Raw genomic sequence first — 23,710 nt, 5'->3', positions numbered from 1 at the left:
CCCGGCGTCACCTTTAACAGGGATTCCACCCAAAAACGCTACGCTGGGTGACTGACACGGGGTGCCGCGCAGAAGGCCGGCTGAGATCCACACCCGTTGAACCTGTCCGGCTAGCACCGGCGAAGGGATGTCTTCTTTGTCGTCAACATCAGTCCTGCCTCCAGCAGCGCCCGCATCAGCAACAGCAACATCAACGCAATCCACCCTGACGCAGCCCCAAGCGGCCGGCGTCCTGCGGGACATCCCACGCGTCCTGTCCATCGCCGGTTCCGATCCCTCCGGCGGCGCCGGCATCCAGGCCGACCTGAAAAGCATTGCGGCCCACGGCGGCTACGGCATGGCTGCCATCACCGCCCTCACCGTCCAAAACACCCAGGGTGTCCGTGCCGTGCACGTTCCCCCGGCCTCGTTCCTGGCCCGGCAGCTGGATGCCATCAGCGACGACATCACCGTTGATGCGGTCAAGATCGGCATGCTCGGTGATGCCGACGTGATGACTGCTGTGCGCAGCTGGCTGGTGAAGGTGCGCCCCGCCGTCGTCGTCCTGGATCCTGTGATGGTGGCCACCAGCGGGGACCGGCTGCTCGCCGAATCGGCTGAGGCTGCGCTTCAGGGGCTTTTACCGCTGGCGGACCTGATCACCCCGAACCTGGCGGAACTGGCGATACTTCTTGGCGAGCCGCAGGCGGGAAGCTGGCCCGAGGCGCTGGAGCAGGGCCGGCGGCTGGCCGCCGCCACGGGTGCCACGGTCCTGGTCAAGGGCGGCCATCTCGACGGCGGCGATTGTCCGGATGCCCTGGTCAACACCGGGGGAGTGCTCTCTGAGGAAGTGGTCGTAGTGCCAGGGGCAAGGATCCGCACCCGCAACAGCCACGGCACCGGCTGTTCGCTGTCCTCGGCAATGGCTACCACGCAGGCACGGCTGGGCGATTGGGAAGCCTCCCTGCGCCAGGTGAAGCCTTGGCTTGCCGCCGCGCTGGAGGCTTCCGCCGAGCTCGAGGTTGGATCGGGCAACGGGCCCATCCATCATTTCCATCACGTTCAGCAACCACAGCCGGGGCCGGCAGATGCCGGACGGACACCTCCGGCGCCGGGGGACTTCGCCGACGTCCTGTGGGCAGCAGCGGCGCCGGACCTTGAGGCCATCTACGGACTCGAGTTCATCCAGGACCTTGCAGACGGCAGCCTGGCCGAAAAGCACTTCGCCTACTATCTCGCCCAGGACGCCACGTACCTGAACGGCTATTCCCGGGTGCTCGCCCGTGCCAGCGCCCTGGCCCCCACCGAGGCGGAGCAGCTGTTCTGGGCCAGGTCTGCCCAGCAGTGCCTGGAGGTTGAGTCCGAGTTGCACCGCAGCTGGCTCAGCACCAGGACCACGGAGACGGTCCTGGGTCCTGTCACCAAGTCTTATGTCGATCATCTGCTCGCTGCCTCGGCTTCAGGCAGTTATGCGGTGCTGGTGGCCGCAGTGCTTCCGTGCTTCTGGCTGTATGCGGAGGTGGGCAAAACGCTTCACGCAGAATTCCTGGCAGCGGGCGAACCGGCTGCCCACCCGTACGCCGCCTGGCTGCGGACCTACGCCGACGAAGACTTTGCCGCCGCCACCCGGCAGGCAATAGCCATGGCGGACGACGCCGGGCGGCGGGGATCGGAGGATGAGCGCGCAGCGATGATCCTGGCATTCCGGCAATCCTGCCGTTTCGAGGTCGAATTCTTCGACGCGCCGCGGCTGCACGCCTGATCGCCTGCGGGCGCCGGAGCCGGTATGATAGTCGGGCACGGTTCCGGATGTCAGTGTGCCGCCCACCTTGTGGTGCCTATCACAGACAACCCGCCGGAACCAGCCTCATTTGCGGCCGAAGGCAAAATTAGCGTATTCTAGATCTTCGGTGCTTACGCCAACACTTGGGTTATGACCCTGGAAGCAGCCCGCTTGGACAACGAGCGGATATTGCAACCGGGATAGCTCACGGGTTCCTTTGCGAATCCACGGCGTTGAGGCACAGCGGGAGCCAGCCAAACATGGACCCAGGTTCCGCACGCAAATTTAGTAATAAACGTCGAGAGAAGTGAGTTCCCAAGTGGTGTACGCGATTGTCCGCGCAGGCGGCCGCCAAGAGAAGGTTTCCGTTGGAGACTTCGTTACCCTGAACCGCGTCACCGGTGGAGCCGGCAGCACCATTCAGCTGCCCGCACTGCTCCTGGTAGACGGTGACAAGATCACGTCCGCCGCTGCGGACCTGGCCAAGGTAACTGTTACGGCTGAGATCCTCCAGGACCTTCGTGGTCCCAAGATCGTCATCCAGAAGTTCAAGAACAAGACCGGTTACAAGAAGCGCCAGGGTCACCGTCAGGAACTGACCAAGGTCAAGATCACTGGTATCAAGTAACTAGCGTTACTGTTCAGGTTTTCAGCAGATTCCCCAGAATTTAGAGGCAGGCATTTCAAATGGCACATAAAAAAGGCGCGAGCTCCACTCGCAACGGTCGTGACTCCAACGCCCAGTACCTTGGCGTCAAGCGCTTCGGTGGCCAGGTAGTTTCCGCAGGCGAAATCATTGTTCGCCAGCGCGGCACCCACTTCCACCCGGGTGCAGGCGTAGGCCGTGGCGGCGACGACACACTGTTCGCACTGACCCCGGGCGCTGTCGAATTCGGCACCCGCCGCGGTCGCCGCGTAGTCAACATCGTTGCTGCTGCAGCTGCAGAGTAACATCCAGTTCTGAAGCGGTGGAGCGGGCCATTTTTGGTCCGCTCCACTGTTCTTTTAACCGCATTACAATCATCTTGTCGCCTCCGGGCGTCCAGGAAACAGCACTGAGGAGATCCACGTGGCGAGCTTTGTAGACCGGGTAGTACTGCATGTATCCGGCGGTACCGGCGGTCACGGCTGTGTCTCCGTCCACCGTGAAAAGTTCAAGCCCCTGGGCGGACCCGACGGCGGCAACGGCGGCGACGGCGGCGACGTCATCCTGCGCGTTGACCACCAGACCACCACGCTGCTGGACTACCACCACGCCCCGCACCGCCACGCCACCAATGGCGGCCCCGGCATGGGGGACTGGCGCGGCGGAAAGAAGGGCGAGACCCTCATCCTCCCGGTCCCCGACGGCACCGTGGTCAAGTCCAAGGACGGCACTGTCCTTGCTGACCTCGTCGGCGAAGGGACCGAGTACGTCGCGGCCGCGGGCGGACAGGGCGGGCTGGGAAACGCCTCGCTGTCATCCCAGAAGCGCCGTGCGCCGGGCTTTGCACTCCTCGGTATCGAAGGCGAATCAAGCGACGTTGTCCTGGAGCTCAAGTCCATCGCGGACATCGCCCTTGTTGGCTTCCCCTCTGCCGGGAAGTCCAGCCTCATCGCTGCTATGTCGGCCGCACGTCCCAAGATTGCCGACTACCCCTTCACCACGCTGATCCCCAACCTCGGCGTGGTCCAGGCTGGAGATGTCCGGTTCACCATTGCCGACGTCCCGGGCCTGATCGAAGGCGCCAGCGAGGGCAAGGGCCTGGGCCATAACTTCCTGCGCCATGTGGAGCGCTGCGCCGCGCTGGTGCACGTGTTGGACTGCGGCACCCTGGAGTCGGACCGTGATCCTCTCTCGGACCTGGCGATCATCGAGGCGGAACTAGAGAAGTACGCCGTTGATATGAGCTACGCGGGTACCGACGGTGAGGTTGTCCCGCTGAACCACCGGCCGCGGCTGATTGCGCTGAACAAGGTGGACCTGCCGGACGGCAAGGACATGGCTGAGTTCGTCCGCCCCGAACTGGAGTCACGCGGCTACCGCGTCTTCGAGATCTCGGCCACCAGCCATGCGGGCCTGCGCCAGCTCGGCTTTGCCATGGCGGAAATCGTCCAGTCGGCCCGTGACACCCTGGCCGCCGCACCGCCCAAGGTGCAGCCTCCGGTCCTCCGGCCCCGCGCCGTCAATGAGTCCGGGTTCAAGATCCGGCGCGAGGAAAAGAACCTCGAACCGCTGTTCCGCGTCCTGGGCGAAAAGCCGGTGCGCTGGGTCAAGCAGACAGACTTCACCAATGAGGAAGCTATCGGCTACCTGGCGGACCGCCTGGCCAAGCTGGGCGTGGAGAACGAACTGTTCAAGCAGGGCGCCAAACCCGGTGACACCGTGGTAATCGGCGAAGACGACGGTGTGGTCTTCGACTGGGAGCCCACCATGATGGCCGGAGCGGAGCTGCTTGCTGCCCCCCGCGGCACCGACGTCCGCTTCGCCGACATCGGCGACCGTCCCACCCGTGGCCAGAAGCGTGACGAGCAGCAGGAACGCAAGGATGCAAAGGCAGCCGCCCGGGCAGAGCTGGAAGCCGAGCGCAAGGCCGGCATCTGGACCGAATCCGTCAGCAGCCGCCGGATCGCAAAGCCTCTCAAGGAGAGTGGACTGGGCGCAGAAGATGACCAGTAGCACCATGGCCGCGGTACCGGCAGACCGGTCCGCGGACAGAAGTGTGCTCTCGGCGGCACGCAGGATCGTTGTCAAGGTGGGCTCGTCGTCGCTGACCAGCATCAAAGGCGGCATCTCGGAAGAGGCCCTGACCGCCCTTGCAGACGCCCTGGCGGCCAAGCGGAACGCCGGCACCGAGATTATCCTGGTGTCCTCCGGCGCCATTGCGGCCGGCCTCGCGCCCCTCGGACTGGCCAAGCGTCCCCGCGACCTGGCCACCCAGCAGGCCGCGGCCAGCGTGGGGCAGGGCCTGCTGATGGCACGGTACACGCAGGCGTTTGGTGCCCACGGTGTAACCGTCAGCCAGGTCCTGCTCACCGCCGATGACCTGATGCGCCGAAGCCAGCACACCAACGCGTTCCGCGCCCTGGACCGCCTCCTCAACCTCGGTGTGGTGCCGGTGGTCAATGAGAACGACACCGTGGCCACCCACGAGATCCGGTTCGGCGACAACGACCGGCTGGCCGCCCTCGTCGCGCACCTCGTCAGGGCTGACGCGCTGGTACTGCTGTCCGACGTCGACTCCCTGTATGACGGCCCGCCGTCCCACGGTGCCAAGCGCATCCCCCTGGTGGAAGGCCCGCACGATCTGGACGGTGTTTCCATCGGCAAAGCCGGCAAAGCCGGGGTTGGTACCGGCGGGATGATGACCAAGGTGGAAGCCGCCACCATTGCGGCCGGCTCCGGAATCCACGCCCTGGTCACCTCTACGGCCAACGCCGCCGCCGCCCTGGCCGGCGAGGACGTGGGCACCTGGTTTACCGTCAACGGGGCCCGCAAGCCCGTCCGACTGCTCTGGCTGGCGCATCTTGCCTCCGTGCACGGCCGGCTGATCCTGGACGACGGGGCGGTCAAAGCCGTGCGCCACCGCCGCACCTCACTGCTCCCGGCCGGCATTTCCGCTGTGGACGGGGACTTTGAAGCGGGCGACGCCGTCGAGATGGTGAGCTCCGACGGGACCGTCATTGCGCGCGGCCTGGTTAACTACTCTGCGGCCGAGCTGCCGCAGATGCTGGGCCGATCCACCAAGGAACTGGGCAAGGCCTTGGGACGCGGGTATGACCGTGAAGTTGTTCACGTTGATGACCTGGTGCTGGTCTAAGTCTCCGGCTCGCCTAAACTTGGATCATGACTGAGGCACTGATCCATAATTCTGCTGCGATTTCCGGGGACAACACTGCGGTTTCCGCTGCTCCGCAGACACCGGATTCTTCTGCCGTCCCGCTGTCAGTTGAAGACGTCGAAGCGGCGGTACACGCCGTGGCTGACCGTTCACGCCATGCGGCACGCCGGATGGCGAGGGCCAACCGCGCCTGGAAGGACCGAGGGCTCCAGGCGATCGGTGCGGCGCTGCTGGAGCGGAAGAACCTCATCCTTTCTGCGAATGCCAAGGATGTCGCCGCCGGCAAGGCCAACGGCACCTCTGCAGCCCTGCTGGACAGGCTCACGCTGACGGAAGCCCGGATCGACGGACTCGTGTCCGCCCTGGAGAACCTGGCCACCCTGCCGGACCCGGTGGGCAACGTGGTCCGCGGCCAGACCCTTCCCAACGGGCTGCGCCTGCGCCAGGTCAACGTACCCATGGGCGTTGTGGCGGCGATTTACGAAGCCCGGCCCAACGTCACCGTAGACATCGCGGGACTTGCGCTGAAGAGCGGCAACGCCGTTATCCTCCGGGGCGGCACTGCCGCCGCAGCCACCAACGAGGCGTTGGTCCACGTGATCCGGGAGGCGCTGGACTCGGTGGGGCTGCCGTCCGATGCCGTGCAGACTGTAGACCAGTACGGACGCGAGGGCGCCAACGCCCTGATGGGTGCCCGCGGCCGTGTGGATGTCCTGATTCCCCGGGGCGGACGCGAACTCATCCAGACTGTCGTTAAGAACTCCGCTGTGCCCGTCATCGAAACCGGTGAGGGCAACGTGCATATCTTCATCGACGAGTCGGCCACGGAGGAGATGGCGGTAGAGATCCTCCTGAACGCCAAGACACAGAGGCCCAGCGTCTGTAACACGGTGGAGACCCTGCTGGTCCATTCGCGGTCCACCGTGCTGCCCGCAGTCGCTGCTGCCTTGCGTGGCGCCAACGTCACCCTGCATGCCGACGATCGCGTCCGCGCGGCCCTGCCTGCTTCCATCGAGTCGGAGCCGGCAACCGACGAGGACTGGTCCACGGAGTATATGGACCTCGATCTCGCAGTGGCCATGGTGGACAGCCTGGATGAGGCAGTCCAGCACATCCGCACCTGGTCCACCGGTCATACCGAGGCCATCCTGACCAACGACCTCTCGAATGCCGAGCGGTTTATCGCCGAGGTGGATTCCGCGGCCGTCATTGTCAATGCCTCCACCCGCTTTACCGACGGCGGCGAGCTTGGCCTGGGTGCAGAGGTGGGTATCTCCACCCAGAAGCTGCACGCCAGGGGTCCGATGGGGCTGACTGAACTGACCACCACCAAGTGGATCGTGCAGGGCGAGGGCCAAGTCCGCGGGTAGCAACGCGGTAACATAGTACAGAAGTCCTGAACGGCGGGAAGATCCGCCGCCACATCCTTGAGCCTTAGGGGAGAAAATGCTGCTCCAGCAGATAGCCACGTCCACTGCAGAACATGAGGAACTCGCCCCGCTGTGGGCCGAGCCGTGGGTGTTTGGCGCTGTGATTTTCGCCATCCTGCTGGTCATGATGTTCATCACCCTCTCTTACTCGAACCTCGGCAACCGCCACGCAGCCACGGAAGAGCACGCCGATCCGCACCGCCAGCACCCCAACAAGCACGACCACGGCCAGGGCCACTAACATTTCACGCGTCCTGCACCATAACGGTGCCAAGGGCCGGCTGCGGCTGGGCGTGATGGGCGGGACGTTTGATCCCATCCATCACGGCCACTTGGTCGCGGCCAGTGAAGTGGCTGCCAAGTTCGGCCTGGACGAAGTCGTTTTTGTTCCCACCGGGCAGCCTTGGCAAAAAACGCACAAGCACGTCAGCGAGCCCGAGCACCGCTACCTGATGACGGTGATCGCCACCGCATCGAACCCCCGCTTTACAGTCAGCCGGGTGGACGTTGACCGTCCGGGCCCCACGTATACGATTGATACCTTGCGTGACCTGCGGACCCAGCGTCCGGACGCTGATCTGTTCTTCATCACCGGCGCTGATGCGCTTGCCCAGATCCTGTCATGGAAAGACATCGACGAACTCTGGTCCCTGGCGCATTTCGTCGGGGTGACCAGGCCAGGTCACATACTCGACGGCATGGGCCGCAAGGACGTCAGCCTGCTCGAGGTGCCAGCCATGGCGATTTCGTCGACAGACTGCCGCGCCAGGGTGGCCGAGCATAACCCCGTCTGGTATCTCGTGCCGGACGGCGTTGTGCAATACATCGCAAAATATGGACTGTACTCCAAGGGGACAACGCCCACGGACGTACCTGCTTCCGAAACAGCCGAACCAGCCAGCACTGAATGAGTTTTTAAATGAGTCAGGAACAGCCCCCCGTCCGCAGCCGCCGCGAATTGCGGCAGGCCAGAGATGAGCAAAAGGCTACCGGGTCAACAGGCCCGGGCCAGGTTTCGCCTGCCTCAAAACAACCGCCTTCAAGGCCGGCAGAATCACCCAACGAGCTTCAGGCCCAGCGTTCGTCGCAAATCCGGGCGCGTGACCGTGCAACGCTCCGCACGCTGAAGGAACTCGAGGAAAAAGAGGAACAGCTGGCGGCCGGCGGCCCTCCCACCCGCAGGCAGCGGCGGCTTCAGCAGCTCAAGGAGCAGGCCGTCACGTCGGCCAACCCGATTGTTCCGCCCGCCCCGGACAAGGCGCCTGACTCCCCGCGGGATGCCGCTGCTCAAGCCGTGCCGGTGCAGCCTGCCCCATCGCAGCCTGCTCCGTCCCAGCCTCTTGCTTCTCAGCCTGCTCCCTCTTCGTCTGCTTCCTCTTCGAGGGGGGCCGGCATTCCGGATGGCATCAGCGTTGAGCAGGCACTGGCCGCGCGGTCCCTGATTGCCGAACAGGCCAAGAACCAGCTCGCCAAAATGGAGCACATCGCTTCATTGGACCCCGAGGCCGTTGATCCCGATATTCTCGCTGAGCAGATTGCGCTGGCGGAACGCGCCGCCGTGCTTAACCGCCGGGCCATGGCGAAACAGAAGCTCGCCGAGCAGGCGGCCCCGCAAACATCGGCCTCTCAAACACCGGCACCGCAAACATCGTCGATGCAGGCATCAACGCCGGCCGCACAGCCCGCCGTTTCCCGGCCGGCCCCCTCGGCAACGAGCAATCTCGCGATGGTCACGCCCCTGGAGTTTGTCCAGGTCCCGGGCGTGGACCGTCCTGTCATGAAGCCGCCCGCGACTTCCTACGTGCCGGTGGTCACCAACCCCGGTCCGCGGTTGCAGCCTTCCAACGGCAAGGGGCGGAAACCCTCCACCAGTGCTAGTCCGGCAGGCACCGGTCCTTCGGCAGCCGCCAGCGGCCGCTCAGGGGTTATTGCCCGTGCTGAAGCAGCTGCCCGGGCCGCACGGTCCAGGCCCGCTGTGTCCGTTCCGGCCTCCCGGCCGGCAAGCACACCGGCAGGAAACCTGGATGACCTTTTTGATGACCATCCCCGCATCCCCGCCCGTTCCGCCCACGGGCTTGAACCTTTGGATGCGGCCACAGCAGGGCTGGCCCGCGCCAAGCGGATGCGCCTCGTGCAGTTCGCGGTCCTGGCCTTCGGGATCGTCGCCCTCATATCCGGCATCATCCTGATCATCAGCGGCATCACGCGCTGATCAGGCTGAGCCACACAACAAAGCTTAGAAAAACAACAAGGAGTCACGTGTCTGCATCAGATTCATCCATATCCATAGCCCGCCAAGCCGCCAAGGCCGCCGCGGACAAGATTGCCCAGGACATCGTTGCCCTGGATGTCAGCGAACGCCTGGCGCTTGCTGACGTCTTCCTGATTGCCTCAGCACCCAGCGAACGCCAGGTCAACGCCATCGTTGACGGCATTGAAGAGGAACTTTCGAAGCAGGATCTCCGCCCTGTGCGGCGCGAAGGACGCTCCGGCGGACGCTGGGTGCTGCTGGACTACTCTGACATCGTCATCCACGTCCAGCACGAAGAGGACCGCGTTTTCTACGCACTGGAGCGCCTGTGGAAGGACTGCCCGGTGGTGGATTTGCAGCTGGGAGACGACACTTCTGCGAAGGCCACAGCCTCCACTGAAGCGGAATAACCGGCGTCGGCAGGTTCGAATATGCCCGATTTGGAATTTTCGGAAATGCTGTTCTAAGATATTTGAGTTGCTCCGGGGAAACCGCGGAGCAATGAAGATTCGGGGCTGTGGCGCAGCTGGTAGCGCACCTGCATGGCATGCAGGGGGTCAGGGGTTCGAGTCCCCTCAGCTCCACCGGATGATCCGCCGGAATCGAAAGATTCCGGCGGATTTTTTGTTGTCCCAAAGGAGTGCAGCCAGGATTTCCGCCGCCTCCATTCTCATCCTGACTGGGCTGGTGACGATGTTCCCCGATTGGCATCTGGGCCCAATCTCCACTAAGCTAATCAGGTTGCTTCGCGGACCCAGGTCAGCAGAGTAAACAAAGTTTTGGGGCTGTGGCGCAGCTGGTAGCGCACCTGCATGGCATGCAGGGGGTCAGGGGTTCGAGTCCCCTCAGCTCCACCATATTGACGGTGTTTGAATCATCAACGGAGTCAATGGACTAAGCGAGTGCGGCATACGGAAAGGGAACCACCAGTTTGGTGGTTCCCTTTCCGTTTCGCTAAGGATAGTAGCTGCAGAGTGCCCCGTTCCGTTTGTTTCCTGGGTGAGGTGGCCTTCAGATCATACAAACGCGGTTCTAGATCGGTGGCCGGTAGCAACTCCCCCCAGAATGTGCAGATGATCCAACCGTGCGGACTGGGAATGGCTGCTGGCAGACCTTGAGCCGAGTCGGTATGAGAGGATCGGTGCTACGTCGGACGCCATCTTTTGGACGCTGACACCGCCCTGCAGAACCAACGAGGAGACCAACGTGGTTGATCCCCGCTCTGAAGCGGTGATGTTCTGGTCGGTTGAGCAAGCCCGCTGGAAGGACAAGACTGCAGAAGTCGAATTTCACGCGGTGGACGGCGACGCCACGCTGGTGCGGTTCACCCGCGGTCGCAAAACGTATCGCTACGGGGCTGGGAAGGTACTTTCACTGTCCGACCCGGTCGAGATTCCGTTCGCGGATGACGACTGGATCGAAGTTTGCGGTAACCGATTGCGTGATGCCACCAGTATTTACAGGTTTGAGGGACCTGCCGGGGCTTGGCTACGGATCTTTTCAGGCGGTGAGTCGTCGGTACGGCATGAGCTGTTTGCGGAGCAGGACGTGCGCATCCTTGGAAGTGTTATGCGGGACCCGGGAGCTGGGCGCGTACTGGCATATTGGCGCCGCATCGTTTCATCGATGCCTCATATAGACAACGAAGCCAATCCGCTGCAGTTCGCGTACAACCGATTTAGAGATGTACATCCAGAGAGCGTCCTGGCGCGGTATCTGACTGGGCAACCTATAGGCGACGGCGAGGATCCCGCTGTTGGCCCGATCTTTCCATTTGATTCCAATCTGAGCCAGCGCACGGCAGTACAAAACGCGTTGCGGTTCCCTATATCCGTTATCGAAGGCCCACCAGGTACGGGGAAGACTCAGACAATTCTGAACGTGATCAGCACGCTTATCGCTACACCAGGCATGAGCGTCGGCGTGGTCTCGTTTAACAATGCCGCAGTGGAGAACGTCCGAGCCAAACTAGAGCGGGAAGGCTATGGTTACGTCGTCGCCAACCTTGGGCGTCGCGAGAAGCGAGACCTGTTCTTCAACAGTCAAGTAGCCCGAAATTCCACCGTTGATGAGATGTTGAAGGTGGCCAAGGTGGCTAGCCCGGAAGCCTCTGAAGTCGCGGTCCTCGCAGCCCGCCTGAACGTTCTTCAAAATGTGCAGTGGAGCCTAGCGGCACTGAAACAGGAGGCGGAAGCGCACAGACTGGAGCGCGAACACTTCCTACGATTCCTCCATGGCCAGGACATCCGCGATCTCGACGGGCTGCCACTGTTGCGCCGCTCATCGGAGCACCTTCTCAGCTATCTTGTGGACACCCAACTCGAGGAACACCGATCCCGACCTCTGAGATGGCTGCGCAGACTACGGCTGCTAATCAAGTATGGTCCTCTACGCGGCACCGACCAGAGCGACACGGACCTGCTGTTACGTGTCCAACACGCTTACTACGATCGCCGTATTGCGGAGCTGGACCAAGAAATCACAATATTTGAACGACGCCTCGAACACGAGGACCTTCCCGGTCAATTAGAAGAATATCGGGTTTTGTCGGAGCGGACGCTTCGCACCGCTCTCCGGGACCGTTACGCGAGTCAGGAGCGCGTCGAGTATGACTCGCGTTCCTATCGGCGTAAATTCGGTGCCTTCAACCGTGACTATCCAGTCATTCTCAGCACATGCCATTCACTTCGCGGGAGTATCGGTGAGGATCAGTTGCTTGATTACTTGATCATCGATGAGGCATCCCAAGTCGACCTCCTCACCGTTGCGTTGGCCCTATCATCCTGCCGACGTGTCGTCGTGGTTGGTGATCAACGACAACTTGCGCACATCGTCGACGAGAAAGCATGCAAGGACACAGTTCCCCCTGCGCCTGAGTACGACTACCGGGCCCACAGCATCCTCTCTTCGCTGCAGTGCCTCTATGGGGCGAGTTTGCCAACGACGATGCTGCGGGAACACTACCGCTGCGATCCAGCCATCATTGGGTTCTGCAACGAGAAGTTTTATGGTGGCCAGTTGATCCCGCTCACCACCAGCACGCCCGATTCTCGCCCGATGATGTTGGTCCGAACCGTTGAAGGCAACCACATGCGCGAGCACCGGGGCGGTGGGCGGACAAACCGACGTGAGGTGGACGTCATCCTGAATGAGGTGATCCCGCACTACTGTGCTGACATCTTCCTGGAGGACATCGGCATCGCTACCCCATATCGGCGTCAGGTCACCGCTGTCACCGATGCGCTCAGCTCTGCCTTTGGGCCACAGGGCGGCGTCGAGGCGGACACCGTGCATCGGTATCAAGGGCGTGAGAAAAGAGCGGTTATCATGAGCGCAGTCCTGGATGACAGTGCCAACGGCCGCGGGGGCGTACGGTTCGTTGATGACCCACGGCTTGTGAATGTCGCTGTCTCCCGAGCCGCAGAACGCTTCATCCTCGTCACCGATCACCGGATGCTGCCCACCAGTCGTAACCTTCGGGACCTCATGGGCTACATTCGCTACCGAGACCCAGAAAATGAGATCGTCGACAGCACCATCGTGTCGGTCTTCGACTTGCTGTATCGCAGCTACTCGGCGCGGCTGCGGCCCCTTGCCGCCCGACTGCGCGGGCAGCTGCCGCAGCGATCGGAGGACATCGTGTGGACGATCCTTGGCGACATCCTTAGCCAGGAACAGTACGCAGGACTTGAGGCGGTACCCCAAGTCCTGGTACGGAACCTAGTACCGAGGCTGGCCGATCTGACAGGCGGACAGGCTGCGTTTGTCCGCCGTCGCTCGTCGGTCGATATCGTCGTTTACAACCGCGTCACCCGTTCACCGCTCCTCGCCATCGAGATCGACGGATTCGCGTATCACGAGAACAACCCCGTTCAGTTGGCCCGCGACATGCTTAAGAACGAAGTCCTCGCTGCCGTCGGCCTACCACTGTTGCGGTTAAGGACCACTGGCAGTGAAGAGCACAAACTCATTACCCAGGCGCTGGACCATAGTCTGGGAAGAGCCTCTTAGGCGTGGGTACGGGTGTAATGACGACCCGCCTGCGCGTGGGTACGGCGGTCTCGCCGCGATCAAAGAGGCTCGATGAGGATGCTCGCGATGGCGTGCCGTTCCAGCTCCACCAACAGGATTCACTATCCACAAAAAAGAGCCACCCGTCAGGGTGGCTCTTTTTTCTGTTAGGCAACCACTTTTCTCTCAAGCAACCAATGCTGAGTCAGAGCCATTCCGTCCGGCGCAGCGGGGGCTGGGCTCCGCCGCGCCGTTGCACCAGAACCTGGTTCACTCCTGTGAGGCCGGCCTCAAATCCCAGGGCGCTCGATGCCATGTACAGCCTCCAGACCCGGGCCCGGCCCAGACTGGTGAGCCCGACGGCCTCGTTCCAATGATCCTCGAGCCGCCGGACCCAGGCCCGCAGGGTCAGCGCGTAATGCGGCCGCAATGCCTCGACATCCAGGATCTCCAGCCCGCCGGACTCCAACGCCGTCACCATCTCGCCAAGGCTCAGCATTTCGCCGTCCGGGAAGACGTAGCGCGGGATAAACGAGTCCGGATCAGGACTGGTGGGACCGGCATTCCAGGAAATGGCGTGGTTGAGCAGCCGGCCGCCTGGGCGGAGCAAATCATGCAGCCGGGCGACGTAGTGCGGCGTCTGTTCCCGGCCTACATGCTCGGACATGCCAATCGAACTGATGGCGTCGAACGGCCCATCGTCAACATCGCGGTAGTCCTGGACCCGGATGTCGATGTGCTCTGTCAGCCCGGCGTCGGCTGCGCGCTTACGGGCCAGCAGCGCCTGCTCGTTGGAGAGCGTGACGCCAACCACCGTGACGCCGTAATGCTGGGCGGCATGCAGGGCGAAACTTCCCCAGCCACAGCCCACGTCCAGTACCCGCATCCCGGGCTTCAGGCCCAGCTTGCGGCACACCAGATCCAGCTTGGCCTGCTGGGCGGCGTCCAGCCCTGCCGGCAGGTCATCCTCGTGGCCCGCCGGGTTTTCCCACACCGCGCAGGAGTAGACCATCGACGGCCCCAGGACCAGGGCGTAAAAGTCGTTGCCGACGTCGTAGTGGTGTGAGATCGCGGCCGCGTCCCGGCGCTTGGAATGCCGCTGGCCCTGACGGTAGATGCGTGCTTCCTCCGGCGGGGGAGACGGGTTGGGGCCCAGGGCACCGAGCCGTACGGCGGTCCTGAAAAGCGTCCAGAGTTCTGCCGGCGTAAGGGGCCGGAATGGCCCCGGTTCGGCGAATTTGCCTGCCGAGCTCAGTGCCTTGAAAGCGGCGAAAATGTCGCCCGGCGCATCCACTTCCCCCGCGACATACGCCCGGCTCAGCCCCAGCTGTCCGGGTGACCAGAGAATCCGGCGCAACGCACGCCGGGAGCGGAATTCAATCACCGGGGCATCCGGAGGGCCTGCCTCCGACCCGTCCCACGCCCGCAGCCGGAGCGGGATCTCCTCGGTGCCCAGTACGATGGCAAGCGCCTTGGCCAGCCGTGATGCAGCGCCCGTTGTTTTCGTCATGATCGTTTTCCCCTCTCCCCGGGTCCGGCATTCAGGTCACCAGCGGGGGATCCATCCCGTCGCCAACACTCCTGAACGCGTTCCATGGGCCAACCCTAAGGCCGCTCCCTTCTTCTGTCAGTGATTTGGGCAGAAGTGATTTGGGCTGAAGTGGCAGGTCAGGCGGGCGGCTGCCGCCTTGGTCCGCGCGCATATCATGGGGATGTGAACCCCACCCTTCCTCCATGCCCTGAATGCTCCAGCGAATACACGTATGAAATGGGCGCCCTCCTTGTCTGCCCGGAATGCGGCCACGAATGGCCTGCCCTTGCCGCCGGGCCCACAGGTGACGGGGAGGATACTGACGGCGGCGGAGCCCGCGTGATCAAGGATGCGGTGGGCAACGTCCTGGCAGAAGGAGACACCGTCACCGTCATCAAGGACCTGAAGATCAAAGGCAGTTCCAGCGTCATCAAGGTGGGTACCAAAGTGCGGGGCATCAGGCTTATTGACGGAGTGGGGGATCACGACATCGACTGCAAGGTGGACGGCTTTGGTCCTCTGCAGCTGAAATCATCAGTGGTGAAGAAGGTCTAGGCAGAGCCGGCATCCGATGGAAACCTCCTTTACCGACGTTGTGGTTATTGGCGCGGGCCAGGCCGGGCTTTCTGCCGCCTATCACCTCCAGCGCCGGGGGCTGGAGTACACAGTGCTCGACGCCGAAGCGGGCCCGGGGGGTGCCTGGCGGCACCGCTGGAAGAGCCTGCGGATGGCCACCGTCAACGGCATCAGCGACCTCCCCGGCATCGGCAAACCCGCCGTGGATCCGGCGGAACCCAGCTCGGAATTCCTGACCCGCTACTTTGACGCCTACGAACAGGAACTCGGGCTGGCCGTCCGGCGGCCCGTCAAAGTGGCCGCCGTCGCCAGGGAGGATGCGGATCCGGCCGGCAGGCTCCGAATCAGCACCAATGCCGGTGACTGGTCGGCCAAGGCAATCATCAACGCCACAGGAACTTGGACCAGGCCCTTCTGGCCCATCTATCCCGGCCAGTTCACGTTCCGCGGCAGGCAGCTCCATGTGGCTGACTATGTCTCGGCCAACGAGTTCCGGGGGCAGCACGTGATTGTGGTGGGCGGCGGGATTTCCGCCGTCGGCCTGCTGGACGAGATCTCCCAGGTCACCAGCACCAGCTGGTTTACCCGGCGCGAGCCGGAATGGCGGGATGCAGAATTCGATGCCCAGGCCGGGCACAACGCCGTCGCGCTGGTGGAGGAACGTGTTCGCCAGGGGCTGCCGCCGCAAAGCGTCGTGGCCGTCACCGGGCTGATCTGGACGCCCGCCCTGCGGGCGGCAGCACAACGGGGGGCACTGGACCGACGTCCCATGTTCACGGCCATTGAGCCCGACGGCGTCCGGCTTGCGGACGGAGGCCTGGTCAAAGCGGACGTGATCCTGTGGGCGACGGGCTTCCGCGCCGAGCTTGAACACCTGGCCCCTCTCCACCTTCGCGGACCGGGAGGCGGCATTGCCATGGACGGAACCCAGGTGGCCGCCGAGCCGCGGGTTCACCTTGTGGGCTATGGGCCGTCGTCGTCCACCATCGGTGCAAACAGGGCCGGCAGGGCAGCAGTGGCGGCCCTCCTGAAGCTTCCCGGCCTGCGGCCGCAGGCGGAGGCGGTAGATTTGCCTGACCCCAAGATTTTGGCTTGACCGCATGAGCCAGGAACTTCCCACCGATAGAACAGGCGGCACCCAGCACGTGGCACGGAACAGTCTCGAGGATGTCTTCGGAGCACTTCGGCGGCACCCGGACGTGGAAGCGCCCAACCTCCAGGCATGGGACGCCACAGACAGGCTCCTCCTGGAAGCCGCTGCAGAGCTGGCCGACGCCGACAGTAAAGTCGCCGTCATCGGTGACCGCTACGGCGCACTCGCCCTCGGCTGCCTGTCGGTCCTGGGCATCCGAACTGTCAGGGTGCACCAGGACCTCATCACGGGGGAGCGTGCGCTGCGAAACAATGCCCTGGCACTGGGCCTGGGCTCCGACGCCGGGGGAGCCGGAGCCGGGTTTGTCCAGTTGCCGCTTGGCGAGGAGCTGCTGTCCGGCGCCGGCATTGTCCTCCTGCAGCTGCCCAGAAGCCTTGCGGAGCTTGAAGAGATTGCCGATGCCGTGGCGCGTTACGCAGCACCGGACACCGTGCTGCTGGCCGGCGGCCGCGTCAAGCACATGTCGCTGGGCATGAACGCGGTTCTGGAACGGCATTTTGGCACGGTCCAGCCGCAGCTTGCCCGGCAGAAGTCCCGTGTCATCCTGGCCCGTGGCCCACAGCCGCCCTCGGGGCCGGTTCCTCTTCCCCCGGTGGAACACCTGCCGGAGCTGGGACTGGACGTTGCCGCGCACGGAGCCGTGTTCGCCGGACCGCGGCTGGACATCGGCACGAGGTTCCTCCTCACATTCCTGCCGAAGATGCCTGCCGCCCGGAACGCCGTCGACCTGGGCTGCGGCACCGGCATCCTGGCTGCCATGTATGCCCGGGAATACCCTGATTCGACGGTGACGGCAACTGACCAGTCGGCGGCGGCCGTCGCCTCCGCCCGGGCCACTGCCCGGGCCAACGGACTCGGCCAGAGGATCAGTGTCCTGCAGGATGATGCCATGAGCACCATGCCGGACGGAAGTGCTGACCTGATCCTGCTGAACCCGCCGTTCCACCTGGGGTCAAGCGTCCATGCCGGCGCCGGAATCAAGCTGTTCGAGGCGGCCGGACGGGTTCTGGCCCCCGGCGGTGAGCTCTGGACGGTGTTCAACCGTCACCTGCACTACCTGCCGGCGCTGGACCGCCTGGTTGGCCCTACCACCGTCAAGGGTCAGAACCCCAAGTTCACGGTGGCGGCCAGCCGGAAGCTGCCGTTGGGATAGGCACGGTGACGGCCTGCGGCCCAGCCTGCCCTTTCGGCTGCGCGCCGTACCCCAATTCCGCATCTGGGCGCCCGTCAAGGGGTAACGTACGATTCAGACATCATTCATTTTTGGCCGAAGACGTTTAGGGGACACCGTGTCCGAGATCCGCCAGCCCTCGCCAAGGCGCGGAACCAACCTGCCCAGGATGGGGGACTTCAACCTCACCGTCATCCTGGACGCCATCCGCCGGTCTTCCGGCGGGCTCAGCCGGGTGGAGCTCGCCCAGATCGTGGGCCTTTCACCCCAGACGATTTCCAACATCTCCCGACGCCTGCTGGACCAGCACCTGATCATTGAAGCAGGCAAGGAAGGCAGCGGTCCGGGAAAGCCGCGCACCATCCTCCGCCTCAACCCGTCCGGCATGTACGCCATCGGCGTCCACCTGGACCCCGCCGTGACAACCTTTGTGGTGCTGGACCTGGTAGGCGCGGTGGTTCAGCACTCCAGGATCAAGACTCCCGGGGGCAACGATCCGGCCGCCGTGATCTCCACCATTGCCGCGGAAATCGTGCAGCTCGTGGCAGACTCCGGAGTGGACACCGCCAAGATCGCCGGCCTGGGGCTGGCGGCTCCCGGCCCCATAGACCTGGATAACGGAACAGTGGTGGAGCCGCCGCTCCTGCCCGGCTGGGACCGGGTGGAACTGCGCAACGCCCTGGCTGAGGCCACCGGTTACTCCGTGCTGGTGGACAAGGACGTCACCAGCGCCGCCGTCGCCGAAACGTGGGCGGGCGGCCCCAGCGGCGCCGGCAGTTTCATTTTTATGTACATGGGGACCGGCATCGGCTGCGGCATCGTGCTTAACGACGAAGTGGTCCGCGGAACGTCAGGTAACGCCGGCGAGATCGGGCACATCATCGTGGACCCGGACGGTCCCTCATGCGACTGCGGTCTGCGCGGCTGCGTGAAATCATCATGCATCCCGCAGGTGCTGGTGGCCCAGGCAGAAGCAGCCGGAATCCTCGAGGGTACCCGGCCGGCCACCACGGGTGCCGAGGTGCAGGAGAGTTTTTCCCGGCTGTGCGACCTCGCCGATGCCGGCGACACCCGGGCCCTGGGCATCATCGACAAATCCGCCACCCTGGTGGCCCGCGCCGTAGCGGTGGTCACCAACACCCTGGACGTGGAACGGGTGGTGTTCGGCGGACCTTTCTGGACCAGGATGTCCCAGCGCTACCTGGAGAAGGTGCCCGGCCTGCTGGACGCAAACAGTGCAGCGCGCAAGATCCACACCATCGAAGTGGTTGGTACCGGGGTAGGTGAGGATGTGGGCGCCATCGGTGCGGCGTGCCTGGTCCTGGAACATATGCTGGCTCCCCGGGCCCAGCGCCTCCTTCTCGAAAGCTGAACCGACTTCACAAACCGTGGCGTCTTGCCTGTTGCGGGGGGCCACTCTAGCATGTGGATATCGCCGCGGCTGGGGGCCCGCAGACAACGGGGACTGCCGCCATTGACTGAATGGAGCACCATGCGTCGCCGGGCACTGAAAATTACCTCCCTCATCGCGTCCGCAGCCTTTGCCTTGGCTGCCTGTTCCCCTGCTTCTCCCGAAGCCGAGACGAAGACCCTGAAGGTGGTCTACCAAAAAACCAATTCCTTCACCGCCCTGGACGATATGTTCAAAGCGGCCAAGGCAGAGTTTGAGGCCGCCCACCAGGGCGTCACGGTTGAGCTGGAGCCCATCCAGGCCGATGACGCTGACTATGGCACCAAACTTGCCCTTGCCCTGCGTTCCCCTTCCACGGCCCCTGACGTGTTCTACGAAGACACGTTCAAGGTCCGCTCCGACGTCGACGCCGGTTACTTGCTGAAGCTGGACAGCCACCTGCAGGAATGGAAGGACTGGGACAGTTTCGACGACGGCGCGAAGGCCGCCGGACTGGGCGACGACGGCGGCACGTACGCAGTCCCGGTCGGCACCGATACCCGTGCCATCTGGTACAACAAGAAGGTTCTTTCAGCCGCCGGCGTCAGCGTCCCGTGGGAGCCGCGGACCTGGCAGGACATCCTGGACACGGCCAGGAAGATCAAGGCCAACGACCCTTCCGTGGTGCCGTTCAACATGTATGCGGGCAAAGGCACCGGTGAGGGAACCGTGATGCAAAGCTTCTATGAGCTCCTCTATGGAACGGGGTCGGAGCTGTACGACGCCGACGCCAAAAAGTGGGTAGTTGGCTCGACGGGCTTTACCGACTCGCTCGCCTTCCTCAAAACCCTGTACGACGAGAAACTGGCCGTCTCCCCGGCCGAGGCCCTTGATGCGAACGTCTGGAAAAAGGTGTTCGGCGAATGGCTCCCGCAGGGAAAGATGGGCGCCACGGTGGAAGGATCCTACTCGCCGTCGTTCTGGCAGAAGGGTGGAAGCTACGAATGGCCCGGATATGAGCAGGACATGGGGGTGGCCGCCTTCCCCACCCAGAAAGGCCAGGCACCCGGGGGAGTCAGCATGTCCGGCGGCTGGACACTGGCCATCGGTGCGGGCACCAAGGATCCGGATCTGGCTTTTGATTTCCTGAGCACTGCCCTGAACCAGAAGAATTCCCTGGCCTTCAATATCGCCAGCTCACAGATCGCCGTCCGGAAGGATGTTGCAGCAGATTCCGGCTACCAGGCCGCCAACCCGTTCGTGAAGGACGTGTCCGAGCTGGTGTCCGTCACCCGCTACCGGCCGGCAACTGCGGATTACCCCAGGATTTCCGCTGCCGTCCAGGAGGCCACGGAAGCCGTCATCACCGGCGCGAGGTCCCCGGAACAGGCAGCCGCGGACTACGACACCGCCGTCAAAGGCATCGTGGGCGAAGACAAAACCGTCCGGAAGTAGCCGGTGCAGGTTCTCCGCAGCAGGGGGTGGGTCCGTCTCCTGCCGGTGGTTCCAGCGGTCATGCTGCTGCTGGTTTTCCTGGCCGGCCCCATCCTGTGGGCGTTCCATGCGTCCTTTACCAACGCCGCCCTGACAGGACGGAACGCCCGCAGCCCGGCCTGGGTGGGACTCGAAAACTATGCGCGGCTGTTCGCGGATCCGGTCCTGCCACTGTCCCTTGGCCTGACTGTCCTGTTCGTGGGCGGCTCTGCCATCCTCGGCCAGAACATCCTGGGCCTGTCCATCGCCGTGCTGATGCGGCGGGCCAGCCGGTCCGTGTCCGCCGTCGTGGGTACCGCCGTTGTGGCCGCCTGGGTGCTTCCGGAGATTGTGGCCGCCTTCGCGGCGTATGCGTATTTCAGCCGTGACGGCACCCTGAACCAGCTGCTGGCCGGGCTTGGAGTGGGGCAGCCGGACTGGCTCTATTCGTTTCCGATGGTGGCGATTATTCTCGCGAACGTCTGGCGCGGCACCGCGTTCTCCATGCTGGTGTACCGGGCCGCCCTTGACGACGTACCAGGCGAGGTCACGGAAGCGGCCGTGATGGACGGCGCAGGCGGCTGGCAGCGGCTGGCCTATGTCACCCTTCCCATGATCCGCGGCAGCATAGCCACCAACCTGATGCTCGTCACGCTACAGACCCTGGCAGTTTTCACCCTGATCTGGGTGATGACAGCCGGCGGGCCATCGAACGCCAGCACCACCCTCCCCGTCCTGGCGTACCAGGAGGCCTTCAAGTTCGGTGACATAGGCTACGGAACTGCTGTTGCCTCGGTGCTGATCCTCATAGGCGTGGTGTTCGGTGCGGCGTATATCCGGCTTCTCCGGGATCCCAAACCATGACGACGGCGGCACGCGCGAGGCGTACCCGGCGCCCGGCTGCCCACGGCTACCGTTCCGTGGCGCAGCAGCGTGCCCGGATTCCGGCGGATGCCGCCCTGCTGCTGATCGGCGTGAGTTTTGTCCTGCCCTTGCTGTGGCTGCTGCTGGCGTCCCTGGACTCCGGGGCCGGGCACCAGACCCGCCTGCCCGAAGAACTGTCGCTGGCGAACTTTTCCGCGATCATGACAACAGGGCTGCTGTTCCAGCCTTTGTGGAACAGCCTCGTGCTCTCTGCCGGGACCGCCGCCGTAACCCTCGTGGCAGCCGTCCTGGCCGCCTATCCGCTGTCCCGCTACCAGTCCAGGTTCAACAGGCCCTTTATGTACACCATCCTGTTCGGGACCTGCCTGCCGATTACGGCCATCATGGTGCCGGTGTACGGGCTGTTCGTCCAGCTGCGGCTGCTGGACTCGATGCCGGCCACCATCTTCTTTCTGGCCACCACCGCGCTGCCCATGGCCATCTGGATGACTAAGAACTTCATGGACGCGGTGCCCGTGTCCCTGGAGGAGGCAGCCTGGGTTGACGGCGCCTCAGGGCTGACAGCACTGCGCACCATCGTCCTGCCCCTGATGCGCCAGGGGCTGGGCGTCGTCTTCATCTTTGTGTTCATCCAGGCCTGGGGGAACTTCTTTGTTCCATTCGTGCTGCTCCTGTCCGAGGCGCGGCAGCCCGCGGCTGTATCCATCTTTAGCTTCTTCGGACAGCACGGAGCGGTTGCCTACGGCCAGCTGGCCGCGTTCTCCATCCTGTATTCACTCCCGGTGCTGGCCCTCTATGTCATCGTGGCAAAGGGAGCAGGCAGTTCGTTTGCGATGTCCGGCGCTGTTAAGGGCTGAGCCATCGCTGGCCGGGGCCTGAAAAACAGGGCGTCAGTCGATATCCTCAATGACCACTCCAAAGGGAATGCTCTCATCGATGTGGGCCTGGTGCCCCGTGGAGCCCGGATTGTAGGTAACCCGGACACCATGGAGCTGGTCGGCAGCCGACTGCTGCAGAACAGGCTTGACCGTGAGGACAAACATCTCGTCCTTGTCGTTGAGAAAGTTCTTGTAACTGGCTGGAAGCTCGCTCATTTCAACAGGATAGACCTGACCTGCGGCAATGGGGAGGGCTGCCCATTGCCGCTTTCCCGGCAGCTGGCTTGGATAGGATGGCGGACAGAGTGATGCGGACCGGCCAAGCCTGCCGCCACATTGGTCCAGGGCCATTTATCAGGGGGAAATCCAGTGCTTCAAACCAGCTTGTCCGCGAGAATAGAACCGGCGGCCCTGGCACGCGCACTGCAGGTCGTGGCGAACATATCCCGCAGCTTTGACGCCAAGATGGTGGGCCAGACGCGGCTCCGCGAATCGCTGCTGGTGGGCCTGCTGACCGGCGGGCACATCCTGCTGGAAAGTGTCCCGGGACTCGCCAAGACCACCGCCGCGCAGACAGTGGCCGAAGCCGTCAGCGCAGAATTCCGCCGGATCCAGTGCACCCCTGACCTGCTGCCCAGCGACATCGTTGGGACGCAGATTTACGACGCCGCCAAAGGCACCTTCGTCACGCAGCTGGGGCCTGTGCACGCCAACATCGTCCTGCTCGATGAGATCAACCGGTCCAGCGCGAAAACCCAGAGCGCCATGCTGGAGGCCATGCAGGAGCGGCAGACCTCGATCGGAGGCGAGGAATACCGGCTGCCGTCCCCGTTCCTGGTGCTGGCCACGCAGAACCCGATCGAGCAGGAGGGAACCTACCAGCTGCCGGAGGCCCAGATGGACCGGTTTATGCTCAAGGACGTGCTGGACTACCCGTCCCCGGCGGAGGAAGCAGAGATCATCCGGCGTATTGACGCCGGCATCTTCACCCCCGAGCAGAAGCCGGCGGCCGCTGCCTCCTTGGAGGCGGTGATCGGGGTCCAGGACCTGGTCAAGCGGATATACATCGATCCGGCCATCATCAACTACATCGTGGGCCTGGTGTACGTCACCCGGAACGCGGAGCAGTACATCGACCGCCGGCTGGCCGGCTTCATCGAATTTGGCGCAAGCCCGCGGGCAAGCATTGCCTTCAGCCAGGCAGCGCGGGCAGTGGCGCTGCTCAACGGGCGGGACCACGTGGTGCCGGAGGACGTGAAATCCCTGGCCCACCGGGTGCTCCGGCACCGCCTCATCCTGGGCTTCGAAGCCGTGGCGGAGCAGGTGCCGGTGGAGAACATCATCGACGCCGTCGTCGCCTCTGTCCAGACACCCTGAG

At 63.8% G+C, this 23,710-nt stretch carries 21 protein-coding genes, 2 tRNA genes and 1 riboswitch; of the genes, 21 read left to right on the top strand and 2 right to left on the bottom strand.

Features of this window, described 5'->3' with window-relative positions; genetic code table 11:
• Window positions 1-47 precede the first annotated feature (47 nt).
• Window positions 48-145: riboswitch (TPP riboswitch) on the top strand.
• The 13 genes from F8G81_RS14245 (at window position 128) to F8G81_RS14185 (ending at window position 13,275) form a co-directional block, all read left to right on the top strand.
• Window positions 128-1,741 (top strand): bifunctional hydroxymethylpyrimidine kinase/phosphomethylpyrimidine kinase, encoded by a 1,614-nt coding sequence (locus F8G81_RS14245; protein WP_267275368.1) that lies wholly within the window; start codon window positions 128-130, stop codon window positions 1,739-1,741. (Overlaps the previous riboswitch by 18 nt.)
• A gap of 340 nt (window positions 1,742-2,081) precedes the next feature.
• Window positions 2,082-2,390: a 50S ribosomal protein L21 gene (gene rplU / locus F8G81_RS14240; RefSeq protein ID WP_247045937.1), complete on the top strand. Its 309-nt coding sequence runs from the start codon at window positions 2,082-2,084 to the stop codon at window positions 2,388-2,390.
• Between the two features lie 59 nt (window positions 2,391-2,449).
• Window positions 2,450-2,713, top strand: a complete 264-nt coding sequence (rpmA, locus tag F8G81_RS14235; RefSeq protein WP_009372867.1) for a 50S ribosomal protein L27 — start codon at window positions 2,450-2,452, stop codon at window positions 2,711-2,713.
• A gap of 118 nt (window positions 2,714-2,831) precedes the next feature.
• On the top strand, window positions 2,832-4,421 hold the full coding sequence (gene obgE / locus F8G81_RS14230) for a GTPase ObgE (protein WP_267275367.1): 1,590 nt from the start codon (window positions 2,832-2,834) through the stop codon (window positions 4,419-4,421).
• A gap of 4 nt (window positions 4,422-4,425) precedes the next feature.
• A complete protein-coding gene (proB, locus tag F8G81_RS14225) occupies window positions 4,426-5,562 on the top strand; it encodes a glutamate 5-kinase (RefSeq protein ID WP_416377146.1) in 1,137 nt (378 codons plus the stop codon).
• Between the two features lie 26 nt (window positions 5,563-5,588).
• Window positions 5,589-6,953, top strand: coding sequence for a glutamate-5-semialdehyde dehydrogenase (locus tag F8G81_RS14220; protein ID WP_267275365.1), 1,365 nt, complete (start codon window positions 5,589-5,591; stop codon window positions 6,951-6,953).
• Window positions 6,954-7,029: 76 nt separating this feature from the next.
• The gene (locus F8G81_RS14215; RefSeq protein WP_267275364.1) at window positions 7,030-7,254 is read left to right on the top strand and encodes a hypothetical protein; all 225 of its coding nucleotides are present in this window, start codon (window positions 7,030-7,032) and stop codon (window positions 7,252-7,254) included.
• 55 nt (window positions 7,255-7,309) lie between these two features.
• Entirely contained in the window at window positions 7,310-7,924 is a 615-nt protein-coding gene (gene nadD, locus F8G81_RS14210; protein WP_267275363.1) for a nicotinate-nucleotide adenylyltransferase, read from the top strand.
• Window positions 7,925-7,932: 8 nt separating this feature from the next.
• Entirely contained in the window at window positions 7,933-9,225 is a 1,293-nt protein-coding gene (locus F8G81_RS14205; protein ID WP_267275362.1) for a hypothetical protein, read from the top strand.
• Window positions 9,226-9,272: 47 nt separating this feature from the next.
• On the top strand, window positions 9,273-9,674 hold the full coding sequence (gene rsfS, locus F8G81_RS14200) for a ribosome silencing factor (RefSeq protein ID WP_267275361.1): 402 nt from the start codon (window positions 9,273-9,275) through the stop codon (window positions 9,672-9,674).
• 101 nt (window positions 9,675-9,775) lie between these two features.
• Window positions 9,776-9,848: transfer RNA gene (locus tag F8G81_RS14195), tRNA-Ala, on the top strand.
• A 197-nt stretch (window positions 9,849-10,045) separates the two neighbouring features.
• Window positions 10,046-10,121, top strand: a tRNA-Ala gene (locus F8G81_RS14190).
• A gap of 349 nt (window positions 10,122-10,470) precedes the next feature.
• The gene (locus tag F8G81_RS14185) at window positions 10,471-13,275 is read left to right on the top strand and encodes an AAA domain-containing protein (RefSeq protein ID WP_267275360.1); all 2,805 of its coding nucleotides are present in this window, start codon (window positions 10,471-10,473) and stop codon (window positions 13,273-13,275) included.
• Between the two features lie 205 nt (window positions 13,276-13,480).
• On the opposite strand, the gene F8G81_RS14180 is transcribed toward F8G81_RS14185, so the two are convergent.
• Window positions 13,481-14,785: an SAM-dependent methyltransferase gene (locus F8G81_RS14180; protein ID WP_267275359.1), complete on the bottom strand. Its 1,305-nt coding sequence runs from the start codon at window positions 14,783-14,785 to the stop codon at window positions 13,481-13,483.
• A gap of 204 nt (window positions 14,786-14,989) precedes the next feature.
• On the opposite strand from F8G81_RS14180, the gene F8G81_RS14175 reads away from it, so the two are divergent.
• The 7 genes from F8G81_RS14175 to F8G81_RS14145 all read left to right on the top strand — a co-directional run bounded on the left by F8G81_RS14175 (window position 14,990) and on the right by F8G81_RS14145 (window position 22,311).
• Window positions 14,990-15,361, top strand: a complete 372-nt coding sequence (locus F8G81_RS14175; RefSeq protein ID WP_267275358.1) for a zinc ribbon domain-containing protein YjdM — start codon at window positions 14,990-14,992, stop codon at window positions 15,359-15,361.
• 16 nt (window positions 15,362-15,377) lie between these two features.
• A complete protein-coding gene (locus tag F8G81_RS14170; RefSeq protein WP_267275357.1) occupies window positions 15,378-16,478 on the top strand; it encodes an FAD-dependent oxidoreductase in 1,101 nt (366 codons plus the stop codon).
• A gap of 4 nt (window positions 16,479-16,482) precedes the next feature.
• The gene (locus F8G81_RS14165) at window positions 16,483-17,688 is read left to right on the top strand and encodes a class I SAM-dependent methyltransferase (protein WP_267275356.1); all 1,206 of its coding nucleotides are present in this window, start codon (window positions 16,483-16,485) and stop codon (window positions 17,686-17,688) included.
• Window positions 17,689-17,875: 187 nt separating this feature from the next.
• On the top strand, window positions 17,876-19,078 hold the full coding sequence (locus F8G81_RS14160) for an ROK family transcriptional regulator (protein WP_267279228.1): 1,203 nt from the start codon (window positions 17,876-17,878) through the stop codon (window positions 19,076-19,078).
• Between the two features lie 120 nt (window positions 19,079-19,198).
• Window positions 19,199-20,551 carry an extracellular solute-binding protein gene (locus F8G81_RS14155; RefSeq protein ID WP_267279227.1) on the top strand — a complete coding sequence of 451 codons (1,353 nt, stop codon included), beginning with the start codon at window positions 19,199-19,201 and terminating at the stop codon, window positions 20,549-20,551.
• A 60-nt stretch (window positions 20,552-20,611) separates the two neighbouring features.
• A complete protein-coding gene (locus tag F8G81_RS14150; protein WP_267279226.1) occupies window positions 20,612-21,433 on the top strand; it encodes a carbohydrate ABC transporter permease in 822 nt (273 codons plus the stop codon).
• Entirely contained in the window at window positions 21,430-22,311 is an 882-nt protein-coding gene (locus F8G81_RS14145; protein ID WP_267275355.1) for a carbohydrate ABC transporter permease, read from the top strand. Before F8G81_RS14150 ends, F8G81_RS14145 begins: the two co-directional genes overlap by 4 nt.
• Window positions 22,312-22,344: 33 nt before the next feature.
• Here the strand turns inward: F8G81_RS14145 and F8G81_RS14140 are convergent, their stop codons facing one another.
• Window positions 22,345-22,548 (bottom strand): hypothetical protein, encoded by a 204-nt coding sequence (locus tag F8G81_RS14140; RefSeq protein WP_267275354.1) that lies wholly within the window; start codon window positions 22,546-22,548, stop codon window positions 22,345-22,347.
• 153 nt (window positions 22,549-22,701) lie between these two features.
• Between F8G81_RS14140 and F8G81_RS14135 the strand changes: the two genes are divergently transcribed.
• On the top strand, window positions 22,702-23,709 hold the full coding sequence (locus F8G81_RS14135) for an AAA family ATPase (RefSeq protein ID WP_267275353.1): 1,008 nt from the start codon (window positions 22,702-22,704) through the stop codon (window positions 23,707-23,709).
• Window position 23,710: the final 1 nt, after the last annotated feature.

It is taken from the genome of Arthrobacter sp. CDRTa11 (assembly GCF_026427775.1).
Classification (GTDB): Bacteria; Actinomycetota; Actinomycetes; order Actinomycetales; family Micrococcaceae; genus Arthrobacter.
This window is presented reverse-complemented; position numbering and strand designations above follow the sequence as displayed.

Bases quoted from the DNA above. Each gene is read 5' to 3' on its own strand.
- F8G81_RS14245 (WP_267275368.1), top strand. From the start codon at position 128: ATGTCTTCTTTGTCGTCAACATCAGTCCTGCCTCCAGCAGCGCCCGCA.
- rpmA (WP_009372867.1), top strand. From the start codon at position 2,450: ATGGCACATAAAAAAGGCGCGAGCTCCACTCGCAACGGTCGTGACTCC.
- proB (WP_416377146.1), top strand. From the start codon at position 4,426: ATGGCCGCGGTACCGGCAGACCGGTCCGCGGACAGAAGTGTGCTCTCG.
- F8G81_RS14220 (WP_267275365.1), top strand. From the start codon at position 5,589: ATGACTGAGGCACTGATCCATAATTCTGCTGCGATTTCCGGGGACAAC.
- F8G81_RS14215 (WP_267275364.1), top strand. From the start codon at position 7,030: ATGCTGCTCCAGCAGATAGCCACGTCCACTGCAGAACATGAGGAACTC.
- nadD (WP_267275363.1), top strand. From the start codon at position 7,310: ATGGGCGGGACGTTTGATCCCATCCATCACGGCCACTTGGTCGCGGCC.
- F8G81_RS14205 (WP_267275362.1), top strand. From the start codon at position 7,933: ATGAGTCAGGAACAGCCCCCCGTCCGCAGCCGCCGCGAATTGCGGCAG.
- F8G81_RS14180 (WP_267275359.1), bottom strand. From the start codon at position 14,785: ATGACGAAAACAACGGGCGCTGCATCACGGCTGGCCAAGGCGCTTGCC.
- F8G81_RS14170 (WP_267275357.1), top strand. From the start codon at position 15,378: ATGGAAACCTCCTTTACCGACGTTGTGGTTATTGGCGCGGGCCAGGCC.
- F8G81_RS14165 (WP_267275356.1), top strand. From the start codon at position 16,483: ATGAGCCAGGAACTTCCCACCGATAGAACAGGCGGCACCCAGCACGTG.
- F8G81_RS14160 (WP_267279228.1), top strand. From the start codon at position 17,876: ATGGGGGACTTCAACCTCACCGTCATCCTGGACGCCATCCGCCGGTCT.
- F8G81_RS14155 (WP_267279227.1), top strand. From the start codon at position 19,199: ATGCGTCGCCGGGCACTGAAAATTACCTCCCTCATCGCGTCCGCAGCC.
- F8G81_RS14150 (WP_267279226.1), top strand. From the start codon at position 20,612: ATGCTGCTGCTGGTTTTCCTGGCCGGCCCCATCCTGTGGGCGTTCCAT.
- F8G81_RS14145 (WP_267275355.1), top strand. From the start codon at position 21,430: ATGACGACGGCGGCACGCGCGAGGCGTACCCGGCGCCCGGCTGCCCAC.
- F8G81_RS14140 (WP_267275354.1), bottom strand. From the start codon at position 22,548: ATGAGCGAGCTTCCAGCCAGTTACAAGAACTTTCTCAACGACAAGGAC.